At 68.8% G+C, this 24,178-nt stretch carries 20 protein-coding genes and 2 pseudogenes; 17 read left to right on the top strand and 5 right to left on the bottom strand.

Translation table 11 applies throughout. The annotated features are described in order from the left end of the window. The first annotated feature begins 64 nt into the window (after positions 1-64). The 11 genes from OTB16_RS10250 to OTB16_RS10200 all read left to right on the top strand — a co-directional run bounded on the left by OTB16_RS10250 (position 65) and on the right by OTB16_RS10200 (position 8,533). Positions 65-574, top strand: a complete 510-nt coding sequence (locus OTB16_RS10250; RefSeq protein ID WP_267719713.1) for a P-loop NTPase family protein — start codon at positions 65-67, stop codon at positions 572-574. Between the two features lie 31 nt (positions 575-605). Then, positions 606-1,451: a class I SAM-dependent methyltransferase gene (locus tag OTB16_RS10245; RefSeq protein WP_267719712.1), complete on the top strand. Its 846-nt coding sequence runs from the start codon at positions 606-608 to the stop codon at positions 1,449-1,451. Next, on the top strand, positions 1,448-2,212 hold the full coding sequence (locus tag OTB16_RS10240; RefSeq protein ID WP_267719711.1) for a phosphotransferase family protein: 765 nt from the start codon (positions 1,448-1,450) through the stop codon (positions 2,210-2,212). The genes OTB16_RS10245 and OTB16_RS10240 overlap by 4 nt, the downstream gene beginning before the upstream one ends. Next, positions 2,209-2,865, top strand: coding sequence for a histidine phosphatase family protein (locus OTB16_RS10235; RefSeq protein ID WP_267719708.1), 657 nt, complete (start codon positions 2,209-2,211; stop codon positions 2,863-2,865). The genes OTB16_RS10240 and OTB16_RS10235 overlap by 4 nt, the downstream gene beginning before the upstream one ends. Positions 2,866-2,927: 62 nt before the next feature. After that, positions 2,928-3,707: a phosphotransferase gene (locus OTB16_RS10230; RefSeq protein WP_267719706.1), complete on the top strand. Its 780-nt coding sequence runs from the start codon at positions 2,928-2,930 to the stop codon at positions 3,705-3,707. Between the two features lie 22 nt (positions 3,708-3,729). Beyond that, positions 3,730-4,731: an NAD-dependent epimerase/dehydratase family protein gene (locus OTB16_RS10225; RefSeq protein ID WP_267719705.1), complete on the top strand. Its 1,002-nt coding sequence runs from the start codon at positions 3,730-3,732 to the stop codon at positions 4,729-4,731. Positions 4,732-4,756: 25 nt separating this feature from the next. Continuing rightward, the gene (locus OTB16_RS10220) at positions 4,757-5,878 is read left to right on the top strand and encodes an adenosylhomocysteinase (RefSeq protein WP_267719704.1); all 1,122 of its coding nucleotides are present in this window, start codon (positions 4,757-4,759) and stop codon (positions 5,876-5,878) included. 5 nt (positions 5,879-5,883) lie between these two features. Further along, entirely contained in the window at positions 5,884-6,462 is a 579-nt protein-coding gene (locus tag OTB16_RS10215; protein ID WP_267719703.1) for an NUDIX hydrolase, read from the top strand. Positions 6,463-6,474: 12 nt separating this feature from the next. Beyond that, positions 6,475-7,269 carry a 3-deoxy-manno-octulosonate cytidylyltransferase gene (locus OTB16_RS10210; RefSeq protein ID WP_267719702.1) on the top strand — a complete coding sequence of 265 codons (795 nt, stop codon included), beginning with the start codon at positions 6,475-6,477 and terminating at the stop codon, positions 7,267-7,269. Between the two features lie 117 nt (positions 7,270-7,386). Beyond that, positions 7,387-7,530 (top strand): hypothetical protein, encoded by a 144-nt coding sequence (locus OTB16_RS10205; RefSeq protein ID WP_267719701.1) that lies wholly within the window; start codon positions 7,387-7,389, stop codon positions 7,528-7,530. A gap of 298 nt (positions 7,531-7,828) precedes the next feature. Beyond that, the gene (locus OTB16_RS10200) at positions 7,829-8,533 is read left to right on the top strand and encodes a SanA/YdcF family protein (protein ID WP_267719700.1); all 705 of its coding nucleotides are present in this window, start codon (positions 7,829-7,831) and stop codon (positions 8,531-8,533) included. Between the two features lie 205 nt (positions 8,534-8,738). Here the strand turns inward: OTB16_RS10200 and OTB16_RS10195 are convergent, their stop codons facing one another. Then, positions 8,739-9,590 (bottom strand): C40 family peptidase, encoded by an 852-nt coding sequence (locus OTB16_RS10195; protein ID WP_267719699.1) that lies wholly within the window; start codon positions 9,588-9,590, stop codon positions 8,739-8,741. Positions 9,591-10,570: 980 nt separating this feature from the next. Here OTB16_RS10195 and OTB16_RS10190 point away from each other — a divergent pair. Next, positions 10,571-10,981: a four-helix bundle copper-binding protein gene (locus OTB16_RS10190; protein WP_267719697.1), complete on the top strand. Its 411-nt coding sequence runs from the start codon at positions 10,571-10,573 to the stop codon at positions 10,979-10,981. A gap of 44 nt (positions 10,982-11,025) precedes the next feature. Here OTB16_RS10190 and OTB16_RS10185 read toward each other — a convergent pair whose 3' ends face one another. The 4 genes and pseudogenes from OTB16_RS10185 to OTB16_RS10170 form a co-directional block, all read right to left on the bottom strand. Then, a complete protein-coding gene (locus tag OTB16_RS10185; RefSeq protein WP_267719695.1) occupies positions 11,026-13,122 on the bottom strand; it encodes a SpoIIE family protein phosphatase in 2,097 nt (698 codons plus the stop codon). Between the two features lie 211 nt (positions 13,123-13,333). Continuing rightward, positions 13,334-14,313, bottom strand: a pseudogene (locus OTB16_RS10180) (IS5 family transposase). Positions 14,314-14,772: 459 nt separating this feature from the next. Further along, positions 14,773-15,485: pseudogene (locus OTB16_RS10175) on the bottom strand (CbtA family protein). Positions 15,486-15,756: 271 nt separating this feature from the next. Further along, positions 15,757-16,935 carry a lipid II:glycine glycyltransferase FemX gene (locus OTB16_RS10170; RefSeq protein WP_267719694.1) on the bottom strand — a complete coding sequence of 393 codons (1,179 nt, stop codon included), beginning with the start codon at positions 16,933-16,935 and terminating at the stop codon, positions 15,757-15,759. A gap of 224 nt (positions 16,936-17,159) precedes the next feature. Here OTB16_RS10170 and murJ point away from each other — a divergent pair, with 224 nt between their 5' ends. The 5 genes from murJ (at position 17,160) to OTB16_RS10145 (ending at position 24,020) form a co-directional block, all read left to right on the top strand. After that, the gene (gene murJ / locus OTB16_RS10165; protein WP_420717670.1) at positions 17,160-18,782 is read left to right on the top strand and encodes a murein biosynthesis integral membrane protein MurJ; all 1,623 of its coding nucleotides are present in this window, start codon (positions 17,160-17,162) and stop codon (positions 18,780-18,782) included. Then, positions 18,779-19,354 carry a SigE family RNA polymerase sigma factor gene (locus tag OTB16_RS10160; protein ID WP_267719691.1) on the top strand — a complete coding sequence of 192 codons (576 nt, stop codon included), beginning with the start codon at positions 18,779-18,781 and terminating at the stop codon, positions 19,352-19,354. Before murJ ends, OTB16_RS10160 begins: the two co-directional genes overlap by 4 nt. Next, positions 19,347-20,201: a hypothetical protein gene (locus tag OTB16_RS10155; RefSeq protein WP_267719690.1), complete on the top strand. Its 855-nt coding sequence runs from the start codon at positions 19,347-19,349 to the stop codon at positions 20,199-20,201. Before OTB16_RS10160 ends, OTB16_RS10155 begins: the two co-directional genes overlap by 8 nt. A 1,357-nt stretch (positions 20,202-21,558) precedes the next feature. Continuing rightward, positions 21,559-22,716 carry a PLP-dependent cysteine synthase family protein gene (locus OTB16_RS10150; protein ID WP_267719688.1) on the top strand — a complete coding sequence of 386 codons (1,158 nt, stop codon included), beginning with the start codon at positions 21,559-21,561 and terminating at the stop codon, positions 22,714-22,716. After that, a complete protein-coding gene (locus tag OTB16_RS10145) occupies positions 22,716-24,020 on the top strand; it encodes an MDR family MFS transporter (protein WP_267719686.1) in 1,305 nt (434 codons plus the stop codon). Before OTB16_RS10150 ends, OTB16_RS10145 begins: the two co-directional genes overlap by 1 nt. Positions 24,021-24,178 lie beyond the last annotated feature (158 nt).

Genomic DNA, 24,178 nt, shown 5'->3' with positions numbered 1-24,178 from the left:
TCATCCGATCGTGTTCCGGCGCACGTGCAGCCGGCGCACCAGGACACCCCTAGGGTGGAGAACCATGAAGAAGGTGGCCATCGTCGGCTGCGGCGGCAGCGGCAAATCCCACGTCGCGCGGCAGCTCGGCGCGATCCTCGACGCGCCGGTGACACATCTGGACGCGGTGTTCTACGACGACGCGTGGAACGCTCTGGATCAGGAGAAGTTCACGGCACTCCAGCGGGAGCTGGTGGCAGCGCCCAAGTGGGTGATCGACGGCAACTACAACTCCACGCTCCAGACCCGGTTGGAAGCCTGCGACACCGTGGTGCTGATGGACGTCTCCACCGTCGCGGCGCTGTGGGGCATCTTCTCCCGGCAGATCCGGCACGGCGCCGGGCACAAGGGCGACGGGGTGCACAACCGGATCCACTGGGGCGTGATCAAGTACGTCGCGACCTACCGGCGCAAAATGCGTCCACGGGTCATTGCGAAGATCGACGAGTTCGCCTGCGGTCATGCCGACGTGGTGCTGCTGACCGGGCGTCGGCACGCCCGCCGCTGGCTGCAGCAGGTGGCCGCGCAAAACTGACCCGAGGCTCTGTTGGGCGGGGGGACGGCCGATGACCGTCAACCCGTTCCTCGACACCTCCCGGCAGGCAGACCTCTACGGGCACCCGAGCCGACTGGCCGGCCGAACCAGCGCGCTCATGCGCGCCAAGACCGCCGGCCGACCGGTACCCGAGACGATCGCCGACCTGGTGGCCGCCCACGGCAAGGGCCCGGCCCGCCGACTGGGCACGGTGGCCGACATCGGATGCGGTCGCGGCACCAGCAGCCGGGTGCTGGCCGAGCGACTGCGGCCGCTACGCCTCGTGGGAATCGACGCGTCGGCCGCTCTGCTCGCCGCCGCCCGCGAGCGGGTCGGGAAGATCGCCGGCGTGGACGTGAGCTTCACCCAAGGTGACTTCCACCAACTGCCGATGGGCATCGGCACATGCGACGTGGCCGTGGCGGCGTTCTGCCTCTACCACTCGCCGCAGCCGGAACGCGTCATCGAGGAGCTCACCCGAGCACTGGCCCCACAGGGTCTGGCCGTTCTCGTCACCAAGTCGCTCGACAGCTACAGCGAGATGGACGGCTTGGTGGCCTCCTCCGGCCTCGACCCCTACGCCGGTGAACACGAGAGCCTCTACGCCTCCGCGCACAGCGGAAATCTCGCCGACCTGGCCAGATCCTGCCTCGACGTGGTCGCGGTGGCTCACGAGGAGCACGTCTTCCGCTTCGGCGGCCACGATCACGTGGCGGAGTACCTGGCGACCAATCCGAAGTACAACCTGGCACCGGGCCTGTACGGCAACCCGGCGACACTGGCGGCCTCGCTCCACGAGTTCCTCCCGGATCAGCCCGTGACCACTACGTCCGTGATCACCTACGTGGTCGCCCGGCGCCGGAAGGAGCAGGCATGACCTTGACCCGTTTCACCAAGCCGTACGAGAGCACCGAGGCCGCCGATGCTGCGGCCCGGCATCACCGCTGGCTGACAGTCCACGCCCCGTCGCTGCGGCAGCCAGAGCTGATCGCCCAGGGGCCGAACAGTCTCGCCTTCCAGTGGATCGACGGTCGGCATGCCCGGCCCGAGGACCTGGTGAGGCTCGCCGCGCTGCTCGGCGATGCCCACGGGGCGGCCTGGTCCACCGACCTGTACCGGGCTGTGCTCGACGAGCCGTACGCGTTCCGAGACGGTACGCCGTTCCCGGACTTCCTCTCCGTCCGGGAGGCCGTGCTGCGCCGGCGTCTGGAACAGGGCCACCTGCCCGGCCGCCCGGCCTTGCAGATGATGCTCTCCCGGTTGGAGCGGGCTGCCGAGGGCCCCGCCGCCTTCTACAAGGACAGCAACCCGCGGAACTTCCTGCTCACCGATGACGGCACGGTCTTCACGGTCGACACCGACGATCTCGGACTCGCGCCGTTCGGCTATGACCTGGCCAAGCTGATCGCGACGCTGATCATGATGTACGGCCCCGTCAATCCCAGCGCGATCGACGAAGCCCTCGCCGCCTACAACCGGGCCTGCGCCTCGCACGACCCGCTCCTCGGCACGACCAACCGCGAGCGGCTCGACGACTTCCTCGCCCTGCACACCGTGCTGACCGCCCCCTACCTGGGTCGGAACGGCTACCGCTTCGGCCACCTGCTCCTCGTCACCCACCCCGAAGGCACCCCGTGATCACCACCGAATTCGTCCTCCTCCGACACGGCCAGGCCCAGTGCAACGCCGACGGCGTCGTCGGCGGACCGGCGACCTGCACCGGCCTGACCGACCTCGGGTACCAGCAGGTCGAAGGCGCCGCAGCCCAGCTGGCCGCCGAACACCACGCCCGCCCCTTCACGGCGCTGTACGCCGGCCCACGGCTCCGGCTCCGTCAGACCGGCGAGATCCTCTCCCAGGCCCTTCGCCTGGAGATGCGAATAGAACCCGGCCTCGACGGCCCGGTACACGGTGCGGCCGACGGCAGGCCGTGGTTCGACGTGAAGACCGCTGCCGACGGCGGACCGCAGGCCCACCCCGACACGCCCTGGGCGGAGGGCTCCGACACCTGGAACGGCTACCTGCGCCGGGCGACCGCCTTCCTTCAGGAGCTCGCCGAGCGGCACGAGGGTGACCGCGTGCTCTTCGCAGCCCACGGCGAGACCATCATCGCCGCGCACACCCTTTTCCTCGGCCTGCTCCCAGGGAACGGGGCCAGCTTCACGGTCTCACACGCCTCCCTCACCCGCTGGGAGCGCCACCTGAACCGGCTCGACCAGAGGCGGTGGCTGCTCCGCACGCACAACGACACTTCCCACGTGGCCTCCTTACCGGTGCAGGCGGCATCGTGATTACCGCCTTCGAGGATCCGCGGATAGAGCTCGCTCGGCAGACGATTGGAACTGTCCGAGTCGTGCCGGACCCGAGTCTCCCCGGACACCTCCTGCGGCTGGTCGACACCCGCGGCACCGCCTACCTCGCCAAACAGCACGTCCAGCCGACCAGGTACGTCCAAGAGACCCACGCCTATCTCACCTGGAGCAGACACCTCCCCAGGCAGCTGCCCGAGCTGGTCGGACGCCACGACGGCTCGCGCACCCTCCTCCTCACCGCTCTGCCCGGCCACAGCGCAGAAGCAGCCGAGCCCAACACTGCGGTGGAGGAGCAGGCGCACCACGAAGCGGGGCGTGCGCTGGGCCTACTACACCGGGCCACGTCCGGGCCGACAGCGGGAGGCGGGGCGATCGGCGCCGAACTCGCCGGGCGCCTCGAAGCCTGGGTGGAGCGAGGAGACCGGGCCGACCTGTTCTCCGCCGTAGAGCGCCACCGACTGCTCAGTGTCGCTGGCCAGCTGTCCGGCACCCGCATGGACAGCGCCGTCTGCCATCTCGACTACCAGCCCCGGAACTGGCTCATCGGCGACGAGGGATTCTGGATCTGCGACCTGGAACACATGCGCCGCGACGCGCGGGTCCGCGACTTCGCCCGACTCGAGTTCCGGCGCTGGCAGGCGGCACCACGCCTTCGCGACGCCTTCTTCGCCGGGTACGGCGCCCGTCTCACCGGCACCGACCAACGGCTCCTGGAGAGCTTCGGCGCCATCGAAGCCATCACCGCGCTGGTTCGCGGCCACGAGCAGGGCGACCTTGCCCTCAGCGCGCACGGCCGCACCGTCCTGTCCCGTCTCGTCTGACCCACACCTCATGGAGACCCCCGTGTCTGAAGCGACCGCCCCTGCACCCGCCGCAGCCCCGAAACTCCGCAGAGTGGTGGTGACCGGCGCCGCCGGCTTCATCGGCTCCCACCTCGCCGCCGCCCTGCTCCGCACGGGCACCACCGTCATCGGCGTCGACCGCCGAGACCCCGCCAAGGAGCCCGGCGCGGCAGCGAACCTCTCCGTGCTGGGCGGCCTCCGCGGATACATACACATCCAGGCCGACCTGCTGGGCTGCGCGATCGACCCCTTCCTCATCGAAGCCGACGCCATCTTCCACCTCGCCGGAATCCCCGGCGTCCGGCCCTCCTGGGGTCCGCAGTTCAGCGAGTACGTGCAGTCCAACATCCTCGTCACCCAGCGGATCATGGACGCCGCCACCCGCATGAGGGTGCCCCGCATGGTCGTCGCCTCTTCCTCTAGCGTCTACGGCCCGACCAATGGCGGACCCAGCCTGGAGAGCGACCACCCGCGGCCGGCCTCCCCGTACGCGGTCACCAAGCTCGCCGAGGAGCAGCTCTGCCTCGCGCACGCCGCCCGGGGTGACTGCCCCACCAGCGTCGTCGCCCTCCGGTACTTCACCGTCTACGGCCCCCGCCAGCGGCCGGACATGTTCACCCACCGCGCCCTCACGGCCGCGCTCACCGGGCAGCCCCTCCGCCTCTACGGAGACGGCCACCAGCGCCGGGACTTCACCTACGTGAACGACGCCGTCGCGGCAACCATCGCCGCGGCCGGCGCCCCGGACGACGCTGGCATCCTCAACGTCGGCGGCGGCAGCGGAGCCTCCCTGATCGACGTCATCAACATCGCGCAGAGCCTGACCGGACGCGAGATCCAGGTCCAGCAGGGACACGTCCGTAACGGCGACGTCCTCGTCACCCGTGCCGACCCGCGCCGTATCCATCAGGTACTCGGCTGGCAGCCGGCAGTCGACCTCCATGCCGGGATGCGTGCCCAGATGCAGGCGCTCGCCCAGCCCGCGTATCCCGCGGCTGTCTGAGACCGCCCACCGAACAGGAGCTGCCGTGGACCGGATCGACAGGGCCCGACTCGACACCTACTTCCAGCAGATCATCCAGCGTTTCCCCATGCCGCGCGAGATCACCTCCCTTGTCATCACACACCTCCTCCCCGAGCGGCCGGCGTTCCTGGGTGCCTTATCGGGTATCACCCGAATCGCGGCCGTCCTTCCGAAGCCGCGCTCCATCGACCAGGCGACCCTCGAAGTGGTCCGGGCTCTTCACCCGGTCCACGAGCTCAGCCGTAAGCGGTTCGCCGACCCGGTCACGGCACTGCACTTCTTGGAGGACGTTGCCGCCGGCCAGCAGGTGGTCCTGCTGGACATCGGAGGCTACTTCGCCGATAGTCTCCACACCCTGGCCGAGAAGTTTTCGGGCCGTATCCTCGGCGTCGTCGAGGACACCGAGAACGGCCACCAGCAGTACGCCGCTCTCGACCGACTGCCCTGCCCGGTCGTGTCGGTGGCCCGATCGCCGCTGAAGGAACCCGAGGACCATCTCGTCGGCAGGTCGATCGTCTTCTCCACCGAGGCCCTGCTGCGGACTCGCGGCGACATCCTCACCGGCCGACAGGCAACCGTCATCGGCTTCGGGAAGATCGGCCGCTCGATCGCTCACACGCTCAGGGCCCAGGACCTGCACGTCACCGTCTTCGACAACAGTCCCCTGAAACAAGTTCAAGCCCACTCCCAGGGCTTCCGGACTGCTGAGTCGTGCCGCGAAGCAATCCGTGACGCCGGCCTCGTCATCTGCGCGACAGGCAACCTTGCCCTGCGCAAGGCCGACTTCGTCGCCCTGCGCAACGGTGCGTACCTCGCCGCGGCAACCTCGTCCGACGACGAGCTCGAACTGAGCGCGCTGAACGGGCTGTACCGCCGAAGAGGCACCAGCAATCACCTCACGCGCTACGAGAGGCACGGACACAGCTTCCATCTCCTCGCTGACGGCGGAGCCGTGAACTTCGTACACCGCGCTGTCGTCGGCACGTTCATCCACCTTGTCCAGGGCGAGATACTCGCCGCCGCCGCCTCGATCACGAAGGGCGGCATCGAAGCCGGGATCCACGAAGTGTCCACCGACGACCGCCAGGACATCGCGAGGATCTGGCTCAAGCACTTCCTGAGGTGATCACCATGGCGCTGTCCCGCACCCACATCCGCACCACCGTAGAGGCGTATCTCGCTCGCAACCCCGGCGCGCGAGGAGCCCTCGCTCCTCTGTTCAACGCCTTGGACGGCGACCCCGATCCAACGAGCCGCAGCACCGCTCCGGGGCACACCACGTGCAGCGCCATCGTCATCAACAACCGAAGGGAGGTCCTGCACATCCGCCACAAGGCCACGGCAAAGATGCTCGCGCCCGGCGGACACAACGAAGCCGATGACATCTCCCTCGCCCAGGCAGCCCTGCGCGAACTCACCGAAGAGGCCGGCATCCTCGCCACGGCGGTTTCTCCGCTCCCCGGGTTCGATGGCGTCCCGATCGACATCGACGTCCATGACATCGACGCCAACCCCACGAAGTACGAGCCGGCACACCAGCACTACGACCTGCGCTTCCCCTTCCTCTTGGCCGTCGGCCCCCATGCCGTCACCCTCCAGCAAGGCGAGGTCACCGGGTACGAATGGCGTCCGTTCTCCCTCACCAGCAGCCCCTCCCTCCGCGCCAAGCTCACGCTCCTCCCTCCCGACCATCTCCGCCCCTCCATCTGACAGGAGCCCCCTGTGGCCGCCACCACAGCCCTCGCGCGAGTCCGAGCGCGTAGGCACATAGCCGTCATCCCCTGCCGATGGGGCGCCTCCCGCTTCCCCGGCAAACCCCTGGCCATGCTCGGCGACAAGCCCATGCTCTGGCACGTCTACCAGCGCTGCCTCGAAGCGAAGCGACTCGACGATGCCTTCGTGGCGACGGACGACCAGCGCATCGAAGCCGCCTGCCAGGGCCTCGGCATCCCGTGCATGATGACCGGCGATCACCCCACAGGGACCGACCGCGTCGCCGAGTGCGCTGGCCGCCTCCAGGGCGACGCCTTCATCAACGTCCAGGGCGATGAGCCATTCATCGACCCGGCGGCCATCGACGCCGTCTCCGAAGCCCTGACCGGACTCGAAGCCGACGTCCTAGCCGTCAACGCGTTCGCCGCGCTCGACGGCGCAACGACGGCCGCCGTGCTCGACCACAACACCGTCAAGGTCGTCATCGACCAGCGCGGCAATGCCCTGATGTTCTCTCGCCAGCCAATCCCCTACCCCCGCAGCGGCCGGGCGACGTACCTTCGCCAACTCGGCCTCTACGCGTTCACCAGGGAGGGACTCGCAGCCTTCCGCAACCTCGGACAAGGGCCCCTTGAGCAGGCCGAGGGAGTCGAGATGCTCAGGCTCCTCGAACACGGACACCACGTTCGGATGGTCCCGGTCAGTGATCACGGAATCGCCGTCGACACACCTGAGGACCTGGCACGCGCCGGCGCCTTCCTGGATCTGGGACCGACGGTCACGGCAAGTGGCGACCTGCGATGAGCAGCACTCCCGCACGCCTCCGGACCACCGACTCCAGGTAGTCCGCACGCGGGTGGCAGCTCACTCTGCTCGGCGCCAGTCTGGACACCGATTTGGCCGCTCACGTCCAGGTGTTCGGTGATCCAGGTCTTGGCGGAGGAGCGGCTGAAGAAGGAGTCCAAGGTGTCGCAGCACACCTCGGCCGCGGGCCCGGAGCACCCGCGGCGGCCGACGAACACCCCCGCCGAGGCCAGCTCCCACACCATCTCCACCGGCGCGTGACGGCCCAGGCCCCCCGGCCCACCAGGTCGAGGCGTCCACTGGGCAGCAGTCGTCGCCCTCTCCTCGGGCAGGCCGGCTGCGGTCAGGTTCACACATTCATCTCCGGTAGCAGCACGAGACGACCTCCGGATTTCAGCACACTGAGTGATGTTGGTCATGCTCCAAGGTCAGCTGGGAACCAAGTGCGGCGTCCTTCGTTTGTCAGAGCGGTGGAAGCTGTCGAAAACGGCAGGGACAGCCGAGACACAGAAACCGCCGCCGTTGACTACGGCGGCCGAGGAACCGGGGGGTCAACGTCATGCGCTTGTCGCGCCTGCGCCCGAGCGACATCCACAGGGCGCTCCTGCCTCGCACCCGCGCGGGGCAGCGGCGGGCCGTGCAGGCGCTGATGCTGCTGTGCGTGCTCGCGCTGCTGCCCGCGACGTGGATGTTCACGGTGGCGGACGGCCGCCTGCGGACGGCGGCCGACGTCCCGCGCACTGATGTGGCCGTAGTCTTCGGCGCCGGCCTGATGTGGAACGGCGAGCCGTCGATATACCTGGCCAACCGCCTTGACGCGGCGGCGGAGCTGTACCACAAGGGACGCGTCGACGTGGTTCTGGTCACCGGCGACAACAGCAGCCATCACTATGACGAGCCACGGGCCATGCGCACCTACCTCACCCATAACGGCGTGCCCAACGCCCATATCGTCAGCGACTACGCCGGCTTCGACACCTGGGACTCCTGCGTGCGCGCCAAGAAGATCTTCGGTGTCGACCGCGCGATCCTCGTAAGCCAGGGCTTCCACATCCGGCGGGCGGTCGCCCTATGCCAGGAGGCGGGCATCGACTCGTACGGCGTAAGTGCGGTCGACCACCAGGACCCGCTCTGGTATTACGGCACCACACGCGAACTATTCGCCGCGAACAAGGCGGCCGCGGACGCCCTGTTCGAGCCGGAACCCCAGTTTCTCGGGCCGAAGGAACCGGGGGTGGAGCGTGCGCTGGCCAATGGCCGGTGATCAGGCGTCGGCTATCGACACCCGTCCGAAGCCAGGGCCGCGCAGGTTGACGACGGGGATGCGCCGCACGCAGCCCCAAGGGGTTACGTCAACCCTGCCCGTTGTGCACACCGGGGTGATGTTCACGACGACTCGCTCCTGATCCGGCGCGTGTCCACTAGGGCGTGCCAGCGAGCACCGACCCTTTCGCGGCACTGGGGACAGCTCAAAGAACGCGGACGGCGCCCGCCGGCATGTCGTAGCTCAGGGAGCGTTCGACAATGCCCGTGCTGGGGTTCTGCGCACCGACGTACTTGCCGCCGCCGACGTAGACGGCAACGTGATAGGCGCCGCTTCCCCTGCTGCCCCAGTACAGGATGTCGCCGGGCTGAAGGCTGCTCAGCGAGACCGAGCGGCCGAGCATCGACTGGTCCTGCGATACGCGGGGCAGCGATATGCCGGCCTGGCGGAAGGCAGCCTGGAGGAGGCTGGAGCAGTCCCACGAGTTGGGGCCGTTGCTGCCCAGCACGTAAGGCTTGCCGACCTGCGCGCGGGCGAAGTCAATGATGGCGGCGGCGGTGCCGGTGGCCGGGGTGCTGACGCCGTTGGAGCCCTTGACGGTGGCGGAGCCGGAGCCCTCGCCGGAAGCGCTCGTCAGGGAGGTGCGGACGGAGCTGCGGTTGGCGCGCTCGGCGGCGGACTTGCGGTCCGCCTCCTCCTTGGCCTTCTTCTCAGCGTCCGCTTTCGCCTGGGCGTCTTCCTTGGCCTTCTTCGCCTCGGCGGCAGCCCCGGTACGGGCGCTCTCCTCCTGGGCGGTCAGTTCGCCCTCGATGGCGGCGGCGCGGGTGTTCTCGGCGGTCGTGGTGACGGCGGAGGAGACCTCGGCGCCCAGGTTCAGGTTGAGGACCGGCATTTCGAGCGTCGTCTCAGTCACGGGCTCGGCGGTCGGGGACGCGCTCGCGGTGCCGGCCATGGCCAGGGTGCTGAGAACACCACCGGCAATTCCGGCGCGGACCGCGAGCGTGGAAGCGCTGCGGCGGGGCTTCCGGTGGCTTGGGATGTGAGCGGTGTGGGACATGAGTACAACCGCTATCAGGCGTTTGCGGTTCCCTTCAAGAAACTTGGGCTGCGCCACAGTTGCGCGCAAAGGAAGCCAAACGGGCCCGTCAGGCCTCGACCTGACGCCGTAACGGGCGAATCGGACCCGTCTTTACGAGCCTGCGATCATAGGCTTTCCGAAATAAGTCCGATTGATCCTCGGCCTACCATCCCTACACACAGATGGCCAAGCCCGCTTTTAGTGGCGCAAATATGGAGTGACTCAGGTCACACGAACGTCACGTTATGCGTGCGCCGTGACCGAGCCGTGATCTTGCTGTGAACCTGTGGCCTGATACGTGAACAGATGTACGCGTCGGCGGATTACGCGATCCGTCAACCTGGCCACACCAAACCACCAGGCTTTCGGCCCGTCCGCTGCGCTCGGCTCGGGCTGCTCTTTGACGATCTTTTGGCCTGCCCTTCACACGGTCGCGCTGGATGCCCCGGTGGTGCCTGTCAGCCTGGGGGCCGGCGGCCGCCTTGAGGTGTACCCAGTGACGGACAGGCGGCCGGCTGGTGGAAGGACACCGCCCCCGCGGGCAGCGCCGTAGGTGTCACCATCATCGCCGGACACCTCGACACCCGCCGCGGTGCAGCCGCCTTCGCGGCCCTGACCCGGGCCAAGCCGGGTCACCCGGTCCTGGTGACCACACCCGTCGGCCGGTCGGCTACCGGGGGCGGTCGCTCACCGTACGCAGGGCGCCGCGCTCCCCTCCCCGTACTTGGCCACGGCCGGGCCGCCCCGCCTGGTGATGGTCACCTGCACCGGACCGTACGAGGAAGGCAGCGGCTACCGAGACCGCCTCGACAACGAAGCCACCCCCGCCCTGCATCATCGCCGTCGCCAGGCGGCCGCACCCATGCGATGACAAGAGCAGGTCCTCCCGTTTGAACACCCGCGCCCGGTGTTACCCGTAGGGGACAGAACCGAGCCCTGCGAACTCACGGAGGCGCACAATGACCACCGCCGTCAAGGACATGCTCGACACCTACCCCGCCGACCTCGGCGGTGTGGACCGGGAGAAGCTGACCCGCTGTATCGAGGAATGCATCGCCTGCGCCCAGGCATGTACCGCCTGTTCAGATGCCTGCTTGTCCGAGGAAATGGTCGCCGAGCTCACCAAGTGCATCCGCACCAACGCCGACTGCGCCGACATCTGCACCGCCACCGCCGCAGTCCTCTCCCGCCACACCGGCTACGACGCCAACATCACCCGTGCCATCCTCAAAGCCTGCGCCACCGTCTGCAAAGCCTGCGGTGACGAGTGTGAACGCCACGCCGGCATGCACGACCACTGCCGCATCTGCGCCGAAGCCTGCCGCCGCTGCGAACAAGCCTGCAACGAGCTGATCGCCTCCCTGGGCTGACCCTGGGGCCCAAGCCACAGACACTGGGAACCCATGGGGGCGTGTCAGTCCGACTGCGCGGCTTGCGTCCGGGCGATCAGCAGGGCGACGTCGTCGTGGTCGCCGGGGTGGCGCAGCTCGCGCAGCAGGAGGTCGCAGGTGTCCTCCAGGTCGCGGCGGGGGCCGGCGAGCAGGGACAGGAGGAGACCGAAGCGTTCGTCGAGGGATTGGTCGCGGGTCTCCACCAGGCCGTCGGTGTAGAGGACCAACTGATCCCCGGGTCCCAGGTCGAGGCGGGTGGTGTGGAAGGGGACACCGCCCACCCCGAGCGGGGCGCCGGTGGGCAGGTCGAGCAGTTCCGGCGGGCGGCGGGAGCGCATGAGGACGGGCGGCAGGTGACCCGCCACCGAGATGCGGCAGCGCTGGTCGTGCGGGTCGTAGACGGCGTAGACGCAGGTGGTGAAGGTGTCGTCCATGCCAGCGGTGGCCTGGTCGAGGTGGTGCAGGACCTGGGCGGGGTCGAAGTCGAGCTGGGCCAGGGTCCGGGTGGCGGTGCGCAGCTGGCCCATGGTCGCTGCGGCGTCGATCCCACTACCCATGACGTCGCCGATGATCAGGGCGGTCTTGTCGCCCGGGAGGGGGATGACGTCGAACCAGTCGCCGCCGATCTCGCTGGTGGCGCCCGCCGGCTCGTAGCGGTGGGCGATGCCGAGCCCGGGCCGATGCGAGGGTCGGTTCGGCAGCAGGTTCCGCTGGAGGGTGAGGGCGGCATGACGCTGGCTCTGGAACCAGCGGGCGTTGTCGATGCACACGGCCGCGCGGGCAGCGAGCTCGGCGGCCAGAGTGACGTCGTCCTCGTCGAACGACGCCGGGTTACGGGCCCGCATCAGGCCGAGGGCGCCGATCACCTCGCCGCGGGCGACCAGCGGTAGCACGAGGTACGAGTGGACGCCGGCCGCGGCGAGAACCGCGGCCGAGTCATCGTCCCGGGCGATGCGGCGCAGGTCCTGACCGGTCACCCTCGCCCTGACGACGGGGCGCCCGGTGTTGACGCAGCGGGTCACCAGGCGGTCTGCGGCGTACTCGCCGAGGTCACCGACGGGGTCCGGGGCCCGTGCAGCCTCGGTGGGGTACGCCGACACCACCGCCAGGGCGCGGAAGCGCGCCGGACCGGTCGGCGCCCCGGCGGTGCGCAGGCCCTGCAGGACACTGTCGAGGACATCCACCGTGACCAGGTCGGCCACCTCGGGCACGCACACCCCGGCCAGCTCCCGGGCCGTCTGTCCCAGGTCGAGGGTGGTGCCGATCCGCGCCGACGCATCGGCGACGAGAGCCAGGCGGCGACGTGCCCGGGCGGCGTCGGCGGCCGCCTGGTGCTGCGCGGTGACGTCCACCACGGAGGTGGCCAGGCCCAGTACCCGTCTTGCGGGATCCTCCAGCCGGTAGAACGAGACCGACCAGGCACGCTCCTGACCGGGATCGTCCGGGGTGTCCCCGACCATGAACCGGTCCAGCGCCGGCACGCCCGTGGCCAGAACCTCGCGCATCACCGACTCGATGGCGTCCCCCCTCAGAAACGGCGGTGTCTCCCCCGCAGTGGGCCCGGCACGGTCCTGGGCAGGGCTGCCGTTCATGCCTTCCAGCGCTGGATTGACCAGCACGAACCGCAGCTCGGTGTCCATGACCCCCAGCCCGATCGGTGACTGGGAGATCAGCCGCAAGGACAGCGCCAGCTCCCGCTCCACACGCCGCAGCGTCACCTGGTCGGTGGCGATCCCCAACGCGTAGCGTCCTCCCCGGTCGTCCTGCAGCCGCATGTTGCGGAACTCCACCAACCGCGTACTGCCGTCCTTGTGGATGACGGGGAAGCCGCCCGCCCAGCGCCGTCCGCTCTCCATCACGCGGGCGAACAGCCCTATGACGAGATCGAGGTGCTGCTCGTCGACCAGCAGACGGCCCGCGAACTGCCCCAGCGCCTCGTCGGCGGAGTAACCGAACAGCTCCTCGGCCTGCGGGCTCCACAGCGCGATCCGCCCGCTGTCGTCCAGCACCACCGCGGCCAGGCTCAGCACATCTAGCAGCCCGCCAGGGGCCGCCGGACCCGTACCCGTACCCGTACCCGTCCCGCCGACCTCGGCCCGGAACGCATCGGACGTACTCATCCCGGCACCCTTCCGCTCACTGGTACGGCAGCAGCCCCGTACCGGCTAGACCCCAGACTCCGATCTCCTCTCGCCCGGCTCCCACCGTCTCATCGTCCCTCCGAACCGGCGGCGGGGCGCCTCACGGCTACCCACCGCATGCCCGGCACGTCGCAGAGCGTGACGGGAGGCCCCGCCGTGGTCAGGCGCTAGGGCCTGTGTGATGTCGTGATCATTCGGCGGTCTTGATCAGGTCGTCGATCCAGATCATTGCGGCGCGGAGGTGGAGGCCGGCAAGGTAGCTGTCCGGGGTCTTGTCGTATCGGGTGGCGATGCCGCGCCAGGCCTTCAGCTTGTTGATCAGGCGCTCGACCGTGTTCCGTTCCTTGTAGAGGTCGGTGTCGTGGCTGAAGGGCCGGCCGCCTTGTGCGCCCTTCTTCTTGCGGTTGGCGGCCTGGTCCCGCTTTTCCGGGATGACAGCTGTGATTCCGCGTCTGCGCAGGTAGGAGCGGTTGCCGCGGGACGAGTAGGCCTTATCCGCGGCGACCGCGTCGGGCGTCGTGCGGGGACAGCCCACGGGCAGGCGGACTTTCACCTTCGCGAGCACGGGTATGAACTGCGGGCTGTCCCCGGCCTGCCCCGGGGTCAGGATCAAGGCGAGCGGTCGGCACCTGCGGTCCGCGGCGAGGTGAATCTTGCTGGTCAGTCCGCCCCGGGACCGGCCGAGCAGGGCTTCCTTCAGGCGGAGCTTGCGTCTGCGCCGGATGCGCCGACGCTCGCCCTGTCCGTTCTGTTCCCCCGGCCCGCCCCCTTTTGCCGAGCGGTTTCCTGCTCCTGCGCGGCTTCTTCCAGGGCCTCCATGAGGTGCTTGCTGACGCGCATCCCCGCGGCGTCGTGGTGGGCACGAACCGTTGTGGAATCCACGCTGACCAGCGACAAGTCCGTTCTCCCCACGCGGGCGCCCTGCGCGATCAGGACTTCCAGCAGGGCGGCGAAGACACCAGCGTCCCGCCAGACGCGGAAGCGTCCGTAGACGGTGGCCCAGGGCCCGAACTCGGCAGGCATCTCCCGCCACTGGCCGCTGGATCGGAACCGCCAGATCACACCCTCGAACTGCTCCCGCAACCGCTCCGGATACGGTCCGTACCTACCGATCGGCAGGTACGGCTCGATGAACTTCCACTGGGCATTGGTGAGTTGCCTGCGCGTCACGACCACAGTCCTACCGGATTCCGCCTCGCGAAGAGAGCAGAACCCAGGAGTTGATCACGACATCACACAGGCCCTAGCAGACTCCTTCGATGATCTGCGTGGGGCCCAGCGCGGCGCGTTCGGCTCTGTCGTCGCCTTCTCCCGCGCCCGTGCCATCGCGTACGACGCGAACGTCGATGACGGCAGCTACCTGACGGTCAGCCGGCCTCAGCAGCCGCCTCTACGTCCTCGATGCCGCTCGGGCAGCCTGGCTGGACCCACCGGAGGTAGAACACGCCCATGACGATGGCAGCAGACCGGTGTCTGCGCCGGGCTCCAGCGGCCCCACCCGAACAGGGCGGGTTCTGGATCTGCTAGCGCAGCAACGGTCGGATCACCGCAGCTGCCTGCGTGGTCCACGGGACCGCATGGTGTCGAGGGTCCGCCAGGACTGGCTGGCGGACCCTTATCGCATGCTGTTCAGAGAGACGCCGGAGCCGAAGGTGCGGTCACGCTCCGGTGCCCTGTCCCGGCTGCCCTGGGCTCCAGTACCCGTTCGGCGAGGTGGCCGAAGATGAGGCCGAAGGAGGCCCACAGCGTGGCCTGAATCGCGAGCGCCGCGAGACGGAACTCCCACACCACATTGGCAGGGAAGTCCTTCGGCATCTCGTTGACGGCCGGGAGGAACGCGTAGGCCAGGATGAAGCAGGAGCCGGCCGCGATCGTGGCGCTCCAGTTGCCCAGGCGCGGCGCGAGGCGCTTGCCGAGGATTACCGTGGCTACGGCCAGCAGGGCACTGAGCACCATCATGAGGAAGTAGAGGGTGGTGCGCTGCCCGATGGTGTCGGCGTCGCTGACGCAGGAGGATTGCCCGGGTACTTCAGGAACGGCACGACGTAGACCGCGATCAGGGCGCCGAGCGACAGCAGGACAGCGGTCGCTCGCGCGCTGAAGCGGCCGATCCGGCCGAGGGCGAAGCAGAAGATCAGGGCCGCGATCCCGCCCAGCGCGACGCCGTAGATGAGGATGCCCGTGGCCAGGCCGGTAGTGGCCTGCATGGTGCGGCTGACCACTTCGATTCCATGTTCCGTGCTGTGGGCGTCCTCGTATGCGATGCCCGCGTCGACCTGCGGCTCGCCGAGGAAGTAGGCCACGGCAAGCGCGAGCAGCCCGGCGGCCAGGACGGCGAGCATGCCGCGCTCCGGCCAGGAACTTCCGCCGGATCTGCCGGACTGCGACAAGCCCATGCAGAGCACGTCTCTGCCGCCTGCCCACCAGACCTTCAGTCCGTCGGCATGACGCTGCCACACCGACGGGCTCTCGCCTCTTGCGTGTCGGTTAATCCTTTAATCACCCGTTTGGGAGACCGGGCATGCCTGCCACAGCATCTACTAGTCTACTAAATGGTTTAGCAAGAAGGCTTAAGGTTGCCCCATGACCGATCCGCATGCCCCTCGGCTGACCTCAGCGACGGGAGAGATACGCCTGCATGACTCGGTGCAGCGTCTTGTTGACAGCACCCTGCAGCGCCAGCTCCCACTCGCCGAGCGTCTCGACGACCTCGCCTCCGGTGCCGAGTTTCCAGCGCATCAGCCCGAAGGCGCGCTCCTGCGGATCCAAAGTCGCGGGCACACCGCGCATGTCGTATACCAACGCGCCCAGCGTGTGCGCGTCACGGATCATCCGCCACTGCAAGGCGTTGCTCGGCCGCACTTCACGACGGTGGTCGGCGGAAGCGCCCGTCTGGTACCAGACGCGCCGTCCCGCCACGATCATGGTGTGGGCGGCGAGCACCTCATCCGCATGCCGTGCGAGATACAGCCTGATACGTCCCGGTTCCTCCGCATTCAGCTCCCTGTACTGCCGCTGGAAGTAGTCCAGCGACCGTCCCAGTCGGAAGCCGTCGCGCCGCTCGGTGACCTGCAGCAGCTCGTAGAAGGTCGCCACGTCGTCGCCCGTGCCGAGGAAGGTCTCGACCCCGGCATTCGCCGCCTTCTTGATGTTGCGGCGCCACTCCTGGTTCAGACCGGACCACAGGTCGTCAGCGCTACGGCCGGCCAGTGGCACCTCGAAGAGGTAGCGGGGTTGGGCGTCGCCAGCACCGCCCTCCTCTCCGCAGCGTCGCCATCCGGCGGTCCGGAGCCGGTCGCCCACTGCCGCACCCACCGGATCCACGAGATCCGGCACCACGTCATCGACCCGGCGCCCCTGTCCCACGGCCGCTTTGAGCGTCGACGCATGCCAGCGCCGGTACGGCAGCGGCGGACCCATGCGCACGGCGAACGCCCCCGCGGAGCGCAAATGGTCCAGCAGCAGCTGGAGCATGTCCGTCAGCCTGGGATCGGCCCAGTCCAGCTGAGGCCCCTCCGGCAGATACGCAAAGTAGCGACGGGTGCCCGGCAGCGGCCGGTACAGCACCTGGGCGGCGCCGTGCTGGCGGCCCGAAGCGTCGAACCAGCCGAGCCGCTCCGCCGTCCAGCCTTCCTTGACAGCCGCCCAGGACGGCAGCTGCAGAAAGCTCACCTGGTCCACCGATGTGCGCCCACTGAGGTTACTGAGGTATCCACGGTGCTGCTCGGCGGTCGTGCGCACTATCTCGAAACCGCTGGTGCGTTCAGTCATCTGCGCCTCGGCCACGGCCATGTCGGAGGCCTCCTCAATCCGTTTCATGCCCCTCCGGCGGGAGAGCGGCGGGAGGGGCCCGCCTACCTCTTGCACGCCTGGCCGTCCTGTTGTGTGGCAGGAAATTTCTGGCCGCTTCCTGATGGGGTGCGGAGGGGCGGGGCGTGACGACGCCGGAGCGGACGGAGTCCGCACACAAGACACCACCGCAGGCCCGGGCCGGTCGGCTCCGCGGCGGCACCGTGATGATGCTCGGGTCGCTCGCGTCACGGATCACCGGCTTCGTGCGCAGCGCGGTCATCGTCGCCGCGCTGGGAACGGCGCTGCTCGGAGATGCCTACAACGTCGCCAACACCGTCCCGAACATCGTCTACATCCTGCTGATCGGCGGGGCGCTGAACTCGGTGTTCGTGCCGGAGCTGGTTCGTGCCGCGAAGGAGCATGCGGACGGCGGCGTCGCCTACACCGACAGGCTGATCACCCTGTGCCTCGGGGCACTGACCGCGATCACCGCGGCGGCCGTGCTCGCCGCGCCCTGGATCGTCGCCGCCTACACGGACTACACAGGTGCGCAGCGAGAGCTGACCATCACCCTGGCCCGCTACTGCCTGCCTCAGATCCTCTTCTACGGCGTGTTCACGGTGCTCGGCCAGGTGCTCAACGCGCGCGACCGGTTCGGCGCGATGATGTGGACCCCGGTGCTCAACAACGTGGTCGTCATCGCCGTCTTCGGCTTGTACCTGGCCGTGGCGGTCGAGGCAAGATCAGCGGGCGACGTGAGTGACGCCCATCTGCTCCTGCTCGGCGTCGGCAGCACCGCAGGCATCGCCGTCCAGGCGATGGCCCTGCTGCCCTCCTTGCGCGCAGCCGGATTCCGCTGGCACCCGAGATTCGACTGGCGTGGGTCGGGCCTCGGCCGGCCGCTGCGAGCTGCCGTGTGGACGCTGCTGCTCGTCCTGGCGAACCAGCTGGCCTACTGGGTGGTGACGCGACTGACCACGACCACCGGAGTGCGGGCCGTTGCCGACGGGGTCGTCGAAGGCGTGGGCTACACCGCCTACAGCAGCGCGTACCAGTTGTGGGTGGTGCCGCAGGGCATCATCACGGTCTCCCTGGTCACCGCCCTGTTGCCGCGGATGAGCCGGGCCGCCGCCGACGGTGACACGGCCGGAGTGAGCTCGGACCTGTCCCGAGGACTGCGGACGACGGCGGTCGCGATCGTCCCCGCCGCCGTGGTCTTCCTGACTCTCGCGCCCCAGCTGACCGGCGTGGCGTATCAATACGGACAGGTCAGCGAGGCCGATTCACAGGCGATCGGCTGGGTACTGGTGGCGTTCGCTCCGGGCTTGGCGGCATTCTCCGCCCAGTACGTGCTCTCTCGCGGCTTCTACGCACTGGGCGACACCCGGACCCCGTTCCTGTTGACGCTGGTCATCGCCGGGACCAACGCGGCCCTCTCGTCCGCCGCATACCTCCTGCTGCCACCACGGTGGGCCGTCGTCGGAATCGCGGGTGCCTATGCGGCTGCCTGCACGGCGGGCCTGTACTGCACGGTGCGTGCATTGAGACGTCGGTTGGGGCACCCCTTCAACGGCGTGCTCGGCACTCATGTGCGCATCGCTGTCGCGTGCCTGCCCGGAGCGATCGTGGCCTACGCCGGAGGCCGGTGGCTCACGGAACGGATGGGGCAGGGACTCACAGGCGACGCCGCCGGTCTGCTGCTGGGCACGAGCACGATCGTCGTGTCCGTTCTGGCGCTCGCCCGGCCCCTCCGTCTCACCGAGGTCGATGAATTGGTCGCCCCTCTGACACGGCGCTTCCGCCCGCACGGCCGGCACCGCGACGAGCCGCGGAGCCCTGGCCCATGAACGAACAGCCCGAGCAGAACAGGCAAAGGGACTTCGAGCGCTTCTACGCCGCGAGCGCCCAGCGGCTGGTGGCTGTCGTATACGCGGTGACCGGCGACGTCGGCGAGGCGGAGGATGCGGTCCAGGAGGCGTACGCCCGGGCATGGCCGCGGTGGGAACACCTGGCGGCGCACGGCGATCCCACACCATGGGTACGTACGGTCGCCCTGCGGCTCGCGGTCAGTTCTTGGCGCAGGACCCGCAACCGGCTCCGCGCTCACTTCCGGCACGGGCCGCCACCCGACCTCCCCGGGCTCGCCCCCGACCACGTCGCACTCGTCGCGGCGCTGCGGCGGCTCGGTCCGGAGCAGCGTCGTGCCATCGTGCTGCACCACTTGCTGGATCTCCCGGTGGAGGAGGTCGCCCGGCAGACCGGGTCGACGAGCACGGCGGTACGCTCGCGACTCATGCGGGCCCGCCGCATCCTCAACACCCATCTCGCCGAGACCACATATACGACCGAGCCGCTCCGCAGTGGCCCACCGGCGATCGCGTCGTACAAGCCACGGCAGGAGGCCTACCCGCATGAGTGACGGCTTTCGCCCGCTCCAGCAGGACGAACTGGGCGCCCAGTTGCGGGGATTCGTCGATGGCGTCGAGCCCCTCATCGCACTCAGTACAGGGGTGGACGATGTGCAAGACCGAGTACGGCGCCATCGGACACGCCGCCGAGCCGGGGCAGCCACACTCGCCGGGGCAGCCCTGTTCTCCGCCGGCTTGTGGGGACTTCCACGGTTGGTGAGTGACGCGCGTACCGAACAAGCCGGACAGACCAGCCCCGAACTCGTGTCGGCCGCAGCGATCCTTCCGTCCCCCGCCGCCGGACGTGGACTCCCCCGTACTGATCTGCTGTCGCCGGCCGCCTTGCCTTGGAACAGCACGTACCACTGGCACGCCATCGACGCAGGCGGGGGAACCGCTGCTCCCCTGCCCACTGGAGGTACACACGCCTGCACTCTTCCCTGGTTCGACGGTACCGGCGCAGAAGCAGAGATCACGCGCACATACCGGGGAACCAGCGATGCGAGCGCGCAACACCGCATCGTCGCATTCGCCGACAACGGCGCCGCCCGGCATGTCGCCGGGCAGCTCGCCGAGGCCCTGCGTAAGTGCGGCTGGCACCAGACCCGGGTCACCGGAGGCACGCTCTCCAGCCCCGCCGCACTCCTGCTGTACGAGTACGTCCTCTCGACCGGCCCGGGCGCCCCATTGCGTGTGACGCTGGTGCAGTCCGACCATCGGGTGGCCGTCCTCGTACTCGCGACCCGGCAAGTCGCCGATCACGCTCATCCGGACCCGAAGACTGAGCACTGTCTCGAAGAGGCAGTGAAATCCACGCAGCCACATGTGCCTTCCCCGTTCGGGGCGAAGCACTGCTGATGGGGAGGGGAGGGGAGGGGAGGGGAGGGGAGGGGAGGGGCGGCTGCGCACTACGTCTACTATTCAACTTCTTAGTTGAATAGTAGATAAAATCAAATCAGGCCAAGCTACACACGAACCGTTCACGCATTGTCCAAAATCACGTCAACTATTGCGCGAGAGAGCCGCTAAGATCACGGCATGGTTACAGCCCGGTCGCCCTATCGCGTGCCGCCGACCCGCTCGTCAATGGGTCTGCTGCGCCTGCTTGGGCTGGCCGCGCTGCTGCTGGGCCTGTTTTACACGCACGGCGTGCACATGGAGGGCGGGGCCGGGGGCCACGGAGGCCCCAGCGCATCCATCTCCTCCTCAACTCCCTCAGGCGGCAGTGCAGCCGCCCGGGTGGACCACGCGGGAGTTGACCACTCCGCACATGAGTGCACACCCAGGCTGCCGCGACAGGGAGCCACTGTTGACGCACCTCGCTTGTCTCCGCTGACCGGAGCCAGGTGTACCTTCGGCACCCCGCCCAGCCTGCCCGCGAGCGGCGAGTCAGGGCCGGTCGGCTCTTCGCTGGCACATTCCAGAACAACGCCCGTGCTCCAGGTGTAGACAACTCGGCAACGACTGGCGATGCCCGTATCACCATATTCGCGCCTCACCAGCGCTATGTTCGGGCCTGTGCAGATTTCGGCGCCCTGACGCCTTGCCCTCACAGCGGGCGACGGACGGGCCCCAACCATCGCTGTCCATACCGTCGACCTCGTGCCGCTTCCTCTGCCCCCATGGCCGCAGAAGCGACTGCCGCGCGGAGGAAAAGTGCCACGTCACCCGCTCGTACGACCCAGCCGCCGGCCCGCGCCCTGGCCGGGCCGTCTCCTCGCAGGCATCCTCAGCGCCCTGCTGCTGGCAGCGGTCCACTGCTCTTCCTACCTCGCCAGTGACGACCACGGGCACGTCGCCGCGACGGCATCAGCAAGTGAACTCACGCACCAGCATCCGGTCGACGTGCCGGTGGGCGGGCACCAGGAGCACGGTCACAGTTCTGCTTGCGTCTCTCCCGGACTAGCTCCCCAGCCTCAGAGCGGATCCCAGTCTGCGGCAGACGCGGCAGCAGTGCTCTCCCTCGCCATCGCCGGTGAGGCGGCGATGGCCGAGCCTCCGGCCGCGCCGCCCGGCACCAGCAGAACGCCGATAGCCCAGAGCGGCCGCTCCACGCTGACATGCATCTGTCGGTGGCGCATCTAGACCACTCGCTATGCAGCCGTACGACCGGCTGCCGCATGCCGATCTCAGGGCCGGGATACCCCCTGCCCTGCGCCAGCGGCATGCGACCCGAGCGAGTACTTGACGCGCATCACCGAATGAGAGCGAAACAATGCATTCCTCGACCACGGACGCGACACCCCCCACCCACTCCGCCCTGTCCGGGCTCGTGGGTAACACCCCGCTGCTTCGGATCACAGAGCCTGTCGCCCCGTCGGGGCGCGGCTTCTGGGCCAAGCTGGAGGGCTTCAACCCCGGCGGCATCAAGGACCGCCCCGGCCTGCACATGGTCGAACGGGCCCGCGCCCGCGGCGACCTCAAGCCGGGTGCCCGGATCATCGAGTCCACCAGCGGCACCCTCGGCCTGGGCCTGGCCTTGGCCGGCATGGTCTACGGACACCCGGTCACCCTGGTCACCGACCCGGGCCTGGAGGCATCCATGACCCGGCTGCTGTCCGCCTACGGAGCACAAGTCAACGTCGTCTCCGAGCCGCACCCCACCGGCGGTTGGCAGCAGGCCCGCCGTGACCGCGTAGCCCAACTCATGCAACAGCACCCGGACTCGTGGTGCCCGGACCAGTACAACAACCCCGACAACACCACCGCATACACACCGCTCGCTCTCGAACTGGCCACCGAGCTGGGGCACATCGATGTCCTGGTGTGCAGCGTGGGCACGGGTGGGCACTCCGCGGGCGTCTCCCGCGTACTGCGGCAGCTGTACCCCGACCTGACGCTGGTGGGCGTGGACACCATCGGTTCCACCATCTTCGGCCAGCCCGCCCGGACCCGGCTGATGCGTGGCCTCGGCTCGAGCATCTATCCCCGCAACGTCGCCTACGAGAACTTCTCCGAAGTGCACTGGGTCTCTCCGGCCGAGGCGGTGTGGACCTGCCGCCAACTCGCCTCCTCCCACTACGCCACCGGCGGATGGAGCGTGGGCGCTGTCGCCCTGGTCGCGGGCTGGCTGTCCCGCGCACTGCCGAAGGACACCCGAATTGCGGCGATCTTCCCCGACGGCCCGCAGCGCTATCTCAGCACCGTCTACGACGACGACTACTGCGCGGCCCACGGCCTGCTCGAGGCACCGCCGGCCCTCGAACCCGAAGTGATCGGGCGCCTGGACGAGAAGGAGGTCACCCGCTGGACTCGTTGCACCACCGTGGTCGACCCGCTCACCCTCACCGACGAGACGCGGGACACCGAGGTTGAGGCACCTGCCGACGAGGCCGAGCCGTTCATCGAGGCCGACTCGGAGGACACGGCCTGATGAAGGGCACGATCACACAGTTCCGAACCTACGAGCGCAGCGTCCAGCTGTTGATGGTGAATCAGTTCACCATCAACCTCGGCTTCTACATGCTCATGCCCTACCTGGCCACGCACCTGGCCGGCCCCCTCGGGCTCGCGGGCTGGCTCGTCGGGCTGATCCTCGGCGTACGCAACTTCAGCCAGCAGGGCATGTTCCTGATCGGCGGAACATTGGCCGACCGCCTCGGCTACAAGCCGCTGATCATCGCGGGGATGGTGCTCCGCGTTGCCGGTTTCGCGACCCTTGGGCTCGTTGACTCCGTACCCGCATTGATCGCCGCCTCCGCTGCGACGGGGCTGGCCGGAGCCCTGTTCAACCCCGCCAGCCGCGCGTATCTGGCCGCGGACGCGGGCGAGCGCCGAGTCGAGGCGTTCGCGCTGTTCAACGTGTTCTACCAGGCCGGCATCCTGCTGGGCCCGCTGGTGGGCATGGTGCTGACAGGCGTCGACTTCCGCGTCACCTGCATGACAGCTGCCGGAATTTTCGCCGTGCTGAGCATCGTGCAGATCCGCGCCCTGCCCGCCCGCCGAGGCAACGACGCGCAGGACCAGAAGGATGGCCGGCGCGAGAGCGTGCTCACCCAGTGGCGCGGCATCCTGGCCAACCGCCCGTTCCTTCTGTTCTCCGTGGCCATGATCGGCTCGTACGTCATGACCTTCCAGGTGTATCTGGCGCTCCCACTGGAAGTCCGACGCCTGGGTGGTGAAGGACAGTTCGGCACGGCTGCGGTGGCGGTGCTGTTCGCCGTATCGGGGCTGAGCACGGTCCTCTTCCAGACGAAGGTCACCGCCTGGTGCAAAGCCCGCATGGAGCCGGGCCACGCGCTCGCCTGGGGCTTGCTGGCGATGGGAGTGGCATTCCTGCCCCTGCTGGCTGCCACAGCAGTGCCTGTCCCGGACGACGGAGTAGGCCTGTGGCTGCTGGCAGCAGCGCCCCCGGCGGTGTCCGCCTTGCTGCTGGCCTTCGGCACGATGATCGCCTACCCGTTCGAGATGGACACGATCGTCCGGCTCTCCGGCGACCGCCTCGTGGCCACGCATTACGGGCTGTACAACACGATCTGCGGTGTGGGCATCGCGCTCGGCAACCTGCTCACCGGCGCGGCACTGGACGCGGCCCGGAACGCCGGCATGTCCGCGCTCCCGTGGCTGGCGCTCTTCGTCCTCGGCCTCGCGTGCACCGCCGCCGTCTACGGCCTGCACCGGACCGGTCGCCTCGCACCAGCCGTGCCTGAGGCGCGGGCCGAGGCCGTACCCGTCTGACCGAACGGCCAAGCACCAGAGGGGCGGGCATCTGCCCTCGCCCGCCCCTCTGCCCTGCCGTGCCCCCGCATCGGGAGTCAACTTTGATATCCGCCCCTCTTCGCCAGACCCCCACCGCATTGCAGCTCAGGCCTTTCCGGGCTGTGCGGTACGACTCG

It is taken from the genome of Streptomyces antarcticus (assembly GCF_026627255.1).
GTDB lineage: Bacteria > Actinomycetota > Actinomycetes > Streptomycetales > Streptomycetaceae > Streptomyces > Streptomyces antarcticus.
Note: the sequence above shows the minus strand (reverse complement) of the source record. Positions and strands in the feature narration are given on the sequence as shown.

Coding starts and splice junctions, on each gene's coding strand:
- OTB16_RS10150 (WP_267719688.1), top strand. CDS start 21,559: ATGCATTCCTCGACCACGGACGCGACACCCCCCACCCACTCCGCCCTG.
- OTB16_RS10145 (WP_267719686.1), top strand. CDS start 22,716: ATGAAGGGCACGATCACACAGTTCCGAACCTACGAGCGCAGCGTCCAG.
- OTB16_RS10155 (WP_267719690.1), top strand. CDS start 19,347: ATGAGTGACGGCTTTCGCCCGCTCCAGCAGGACGAACTGGGCGCCCAG.
- OTB16_RS10190 (WP_267719697.1), top strand. CDS start 10,571: ATGACCACCGCCGTCAAGGACATGCTCGACACCTACCCCGCCGACCTC.
- OTB16_RS10185 (WP_267719695.1), bottom strand. CDS start 13,122: ATGAGTACGTCCGATGCGTTCCGGGCCGAGGTCGGCGGGACGGGTACG.
- OTB16_RS10195 (WP_267719699.1), bottom strand. CDS start 9,590: ATGTCCCACACCGCTCACATCCCAAGCCACCGGAAGCCCCGCCGCAGC.
- OTB16_RS10240 (WP_267719711.1), top strand. CDS start 1,448: ATGACCTTGACCCGTTTCACCAAGCCGTACGAGAGCACCGAGGCCGCC.
- OTB16_RS10250 (WP_267719713.1), top strand. CDS start 65: ATGAAGAAGGTGGCCATCGTCGGCTGCGGCGGCAGCGGCAAATCCCAC.
- OTB16_RS10170 (WP_267719694.1), bottom strand. CDS start 16,935: ATGGCCGTGGCCGAGGCGCAGATGACTGAACGCACCAGCGGTTTCGAG.
- OTB16_RS10200 (WP_267719700.1), top strand. CDS start 7,829: ATGCGCTTGTCGCGCCTGCGCCCGAGCGACATCCACAGGGCGCTCCTG.
- OTB16_RS10245 (WP_267719712.1), top strand. CDS start 606: ATGACCGTCAACCCGTTCCTCGACACCTCCCGGCAGGCAGACCTCTAC.
- OTB16_RS10160 (WP_267719691.1), top strand. CDS start 18,779: ATGAACGAACAGCCCGAGCAGAACAGGCAAAGGGACTTCGAGCGCTTC.
- murJ (WP_420717670.1), top strand. CDS start 17,160: ATGATGCTCGGGTCGCTCGCGTCACGGATCACCGGCTTCGTGCGCAGC.
- OTB16_RS10215 (WP_267719703.1), top strand. CDS start 5,884: ATGGCGCTGTCCCGCACCCACATCCGCACCACCGTAGAGGCGTATCTC.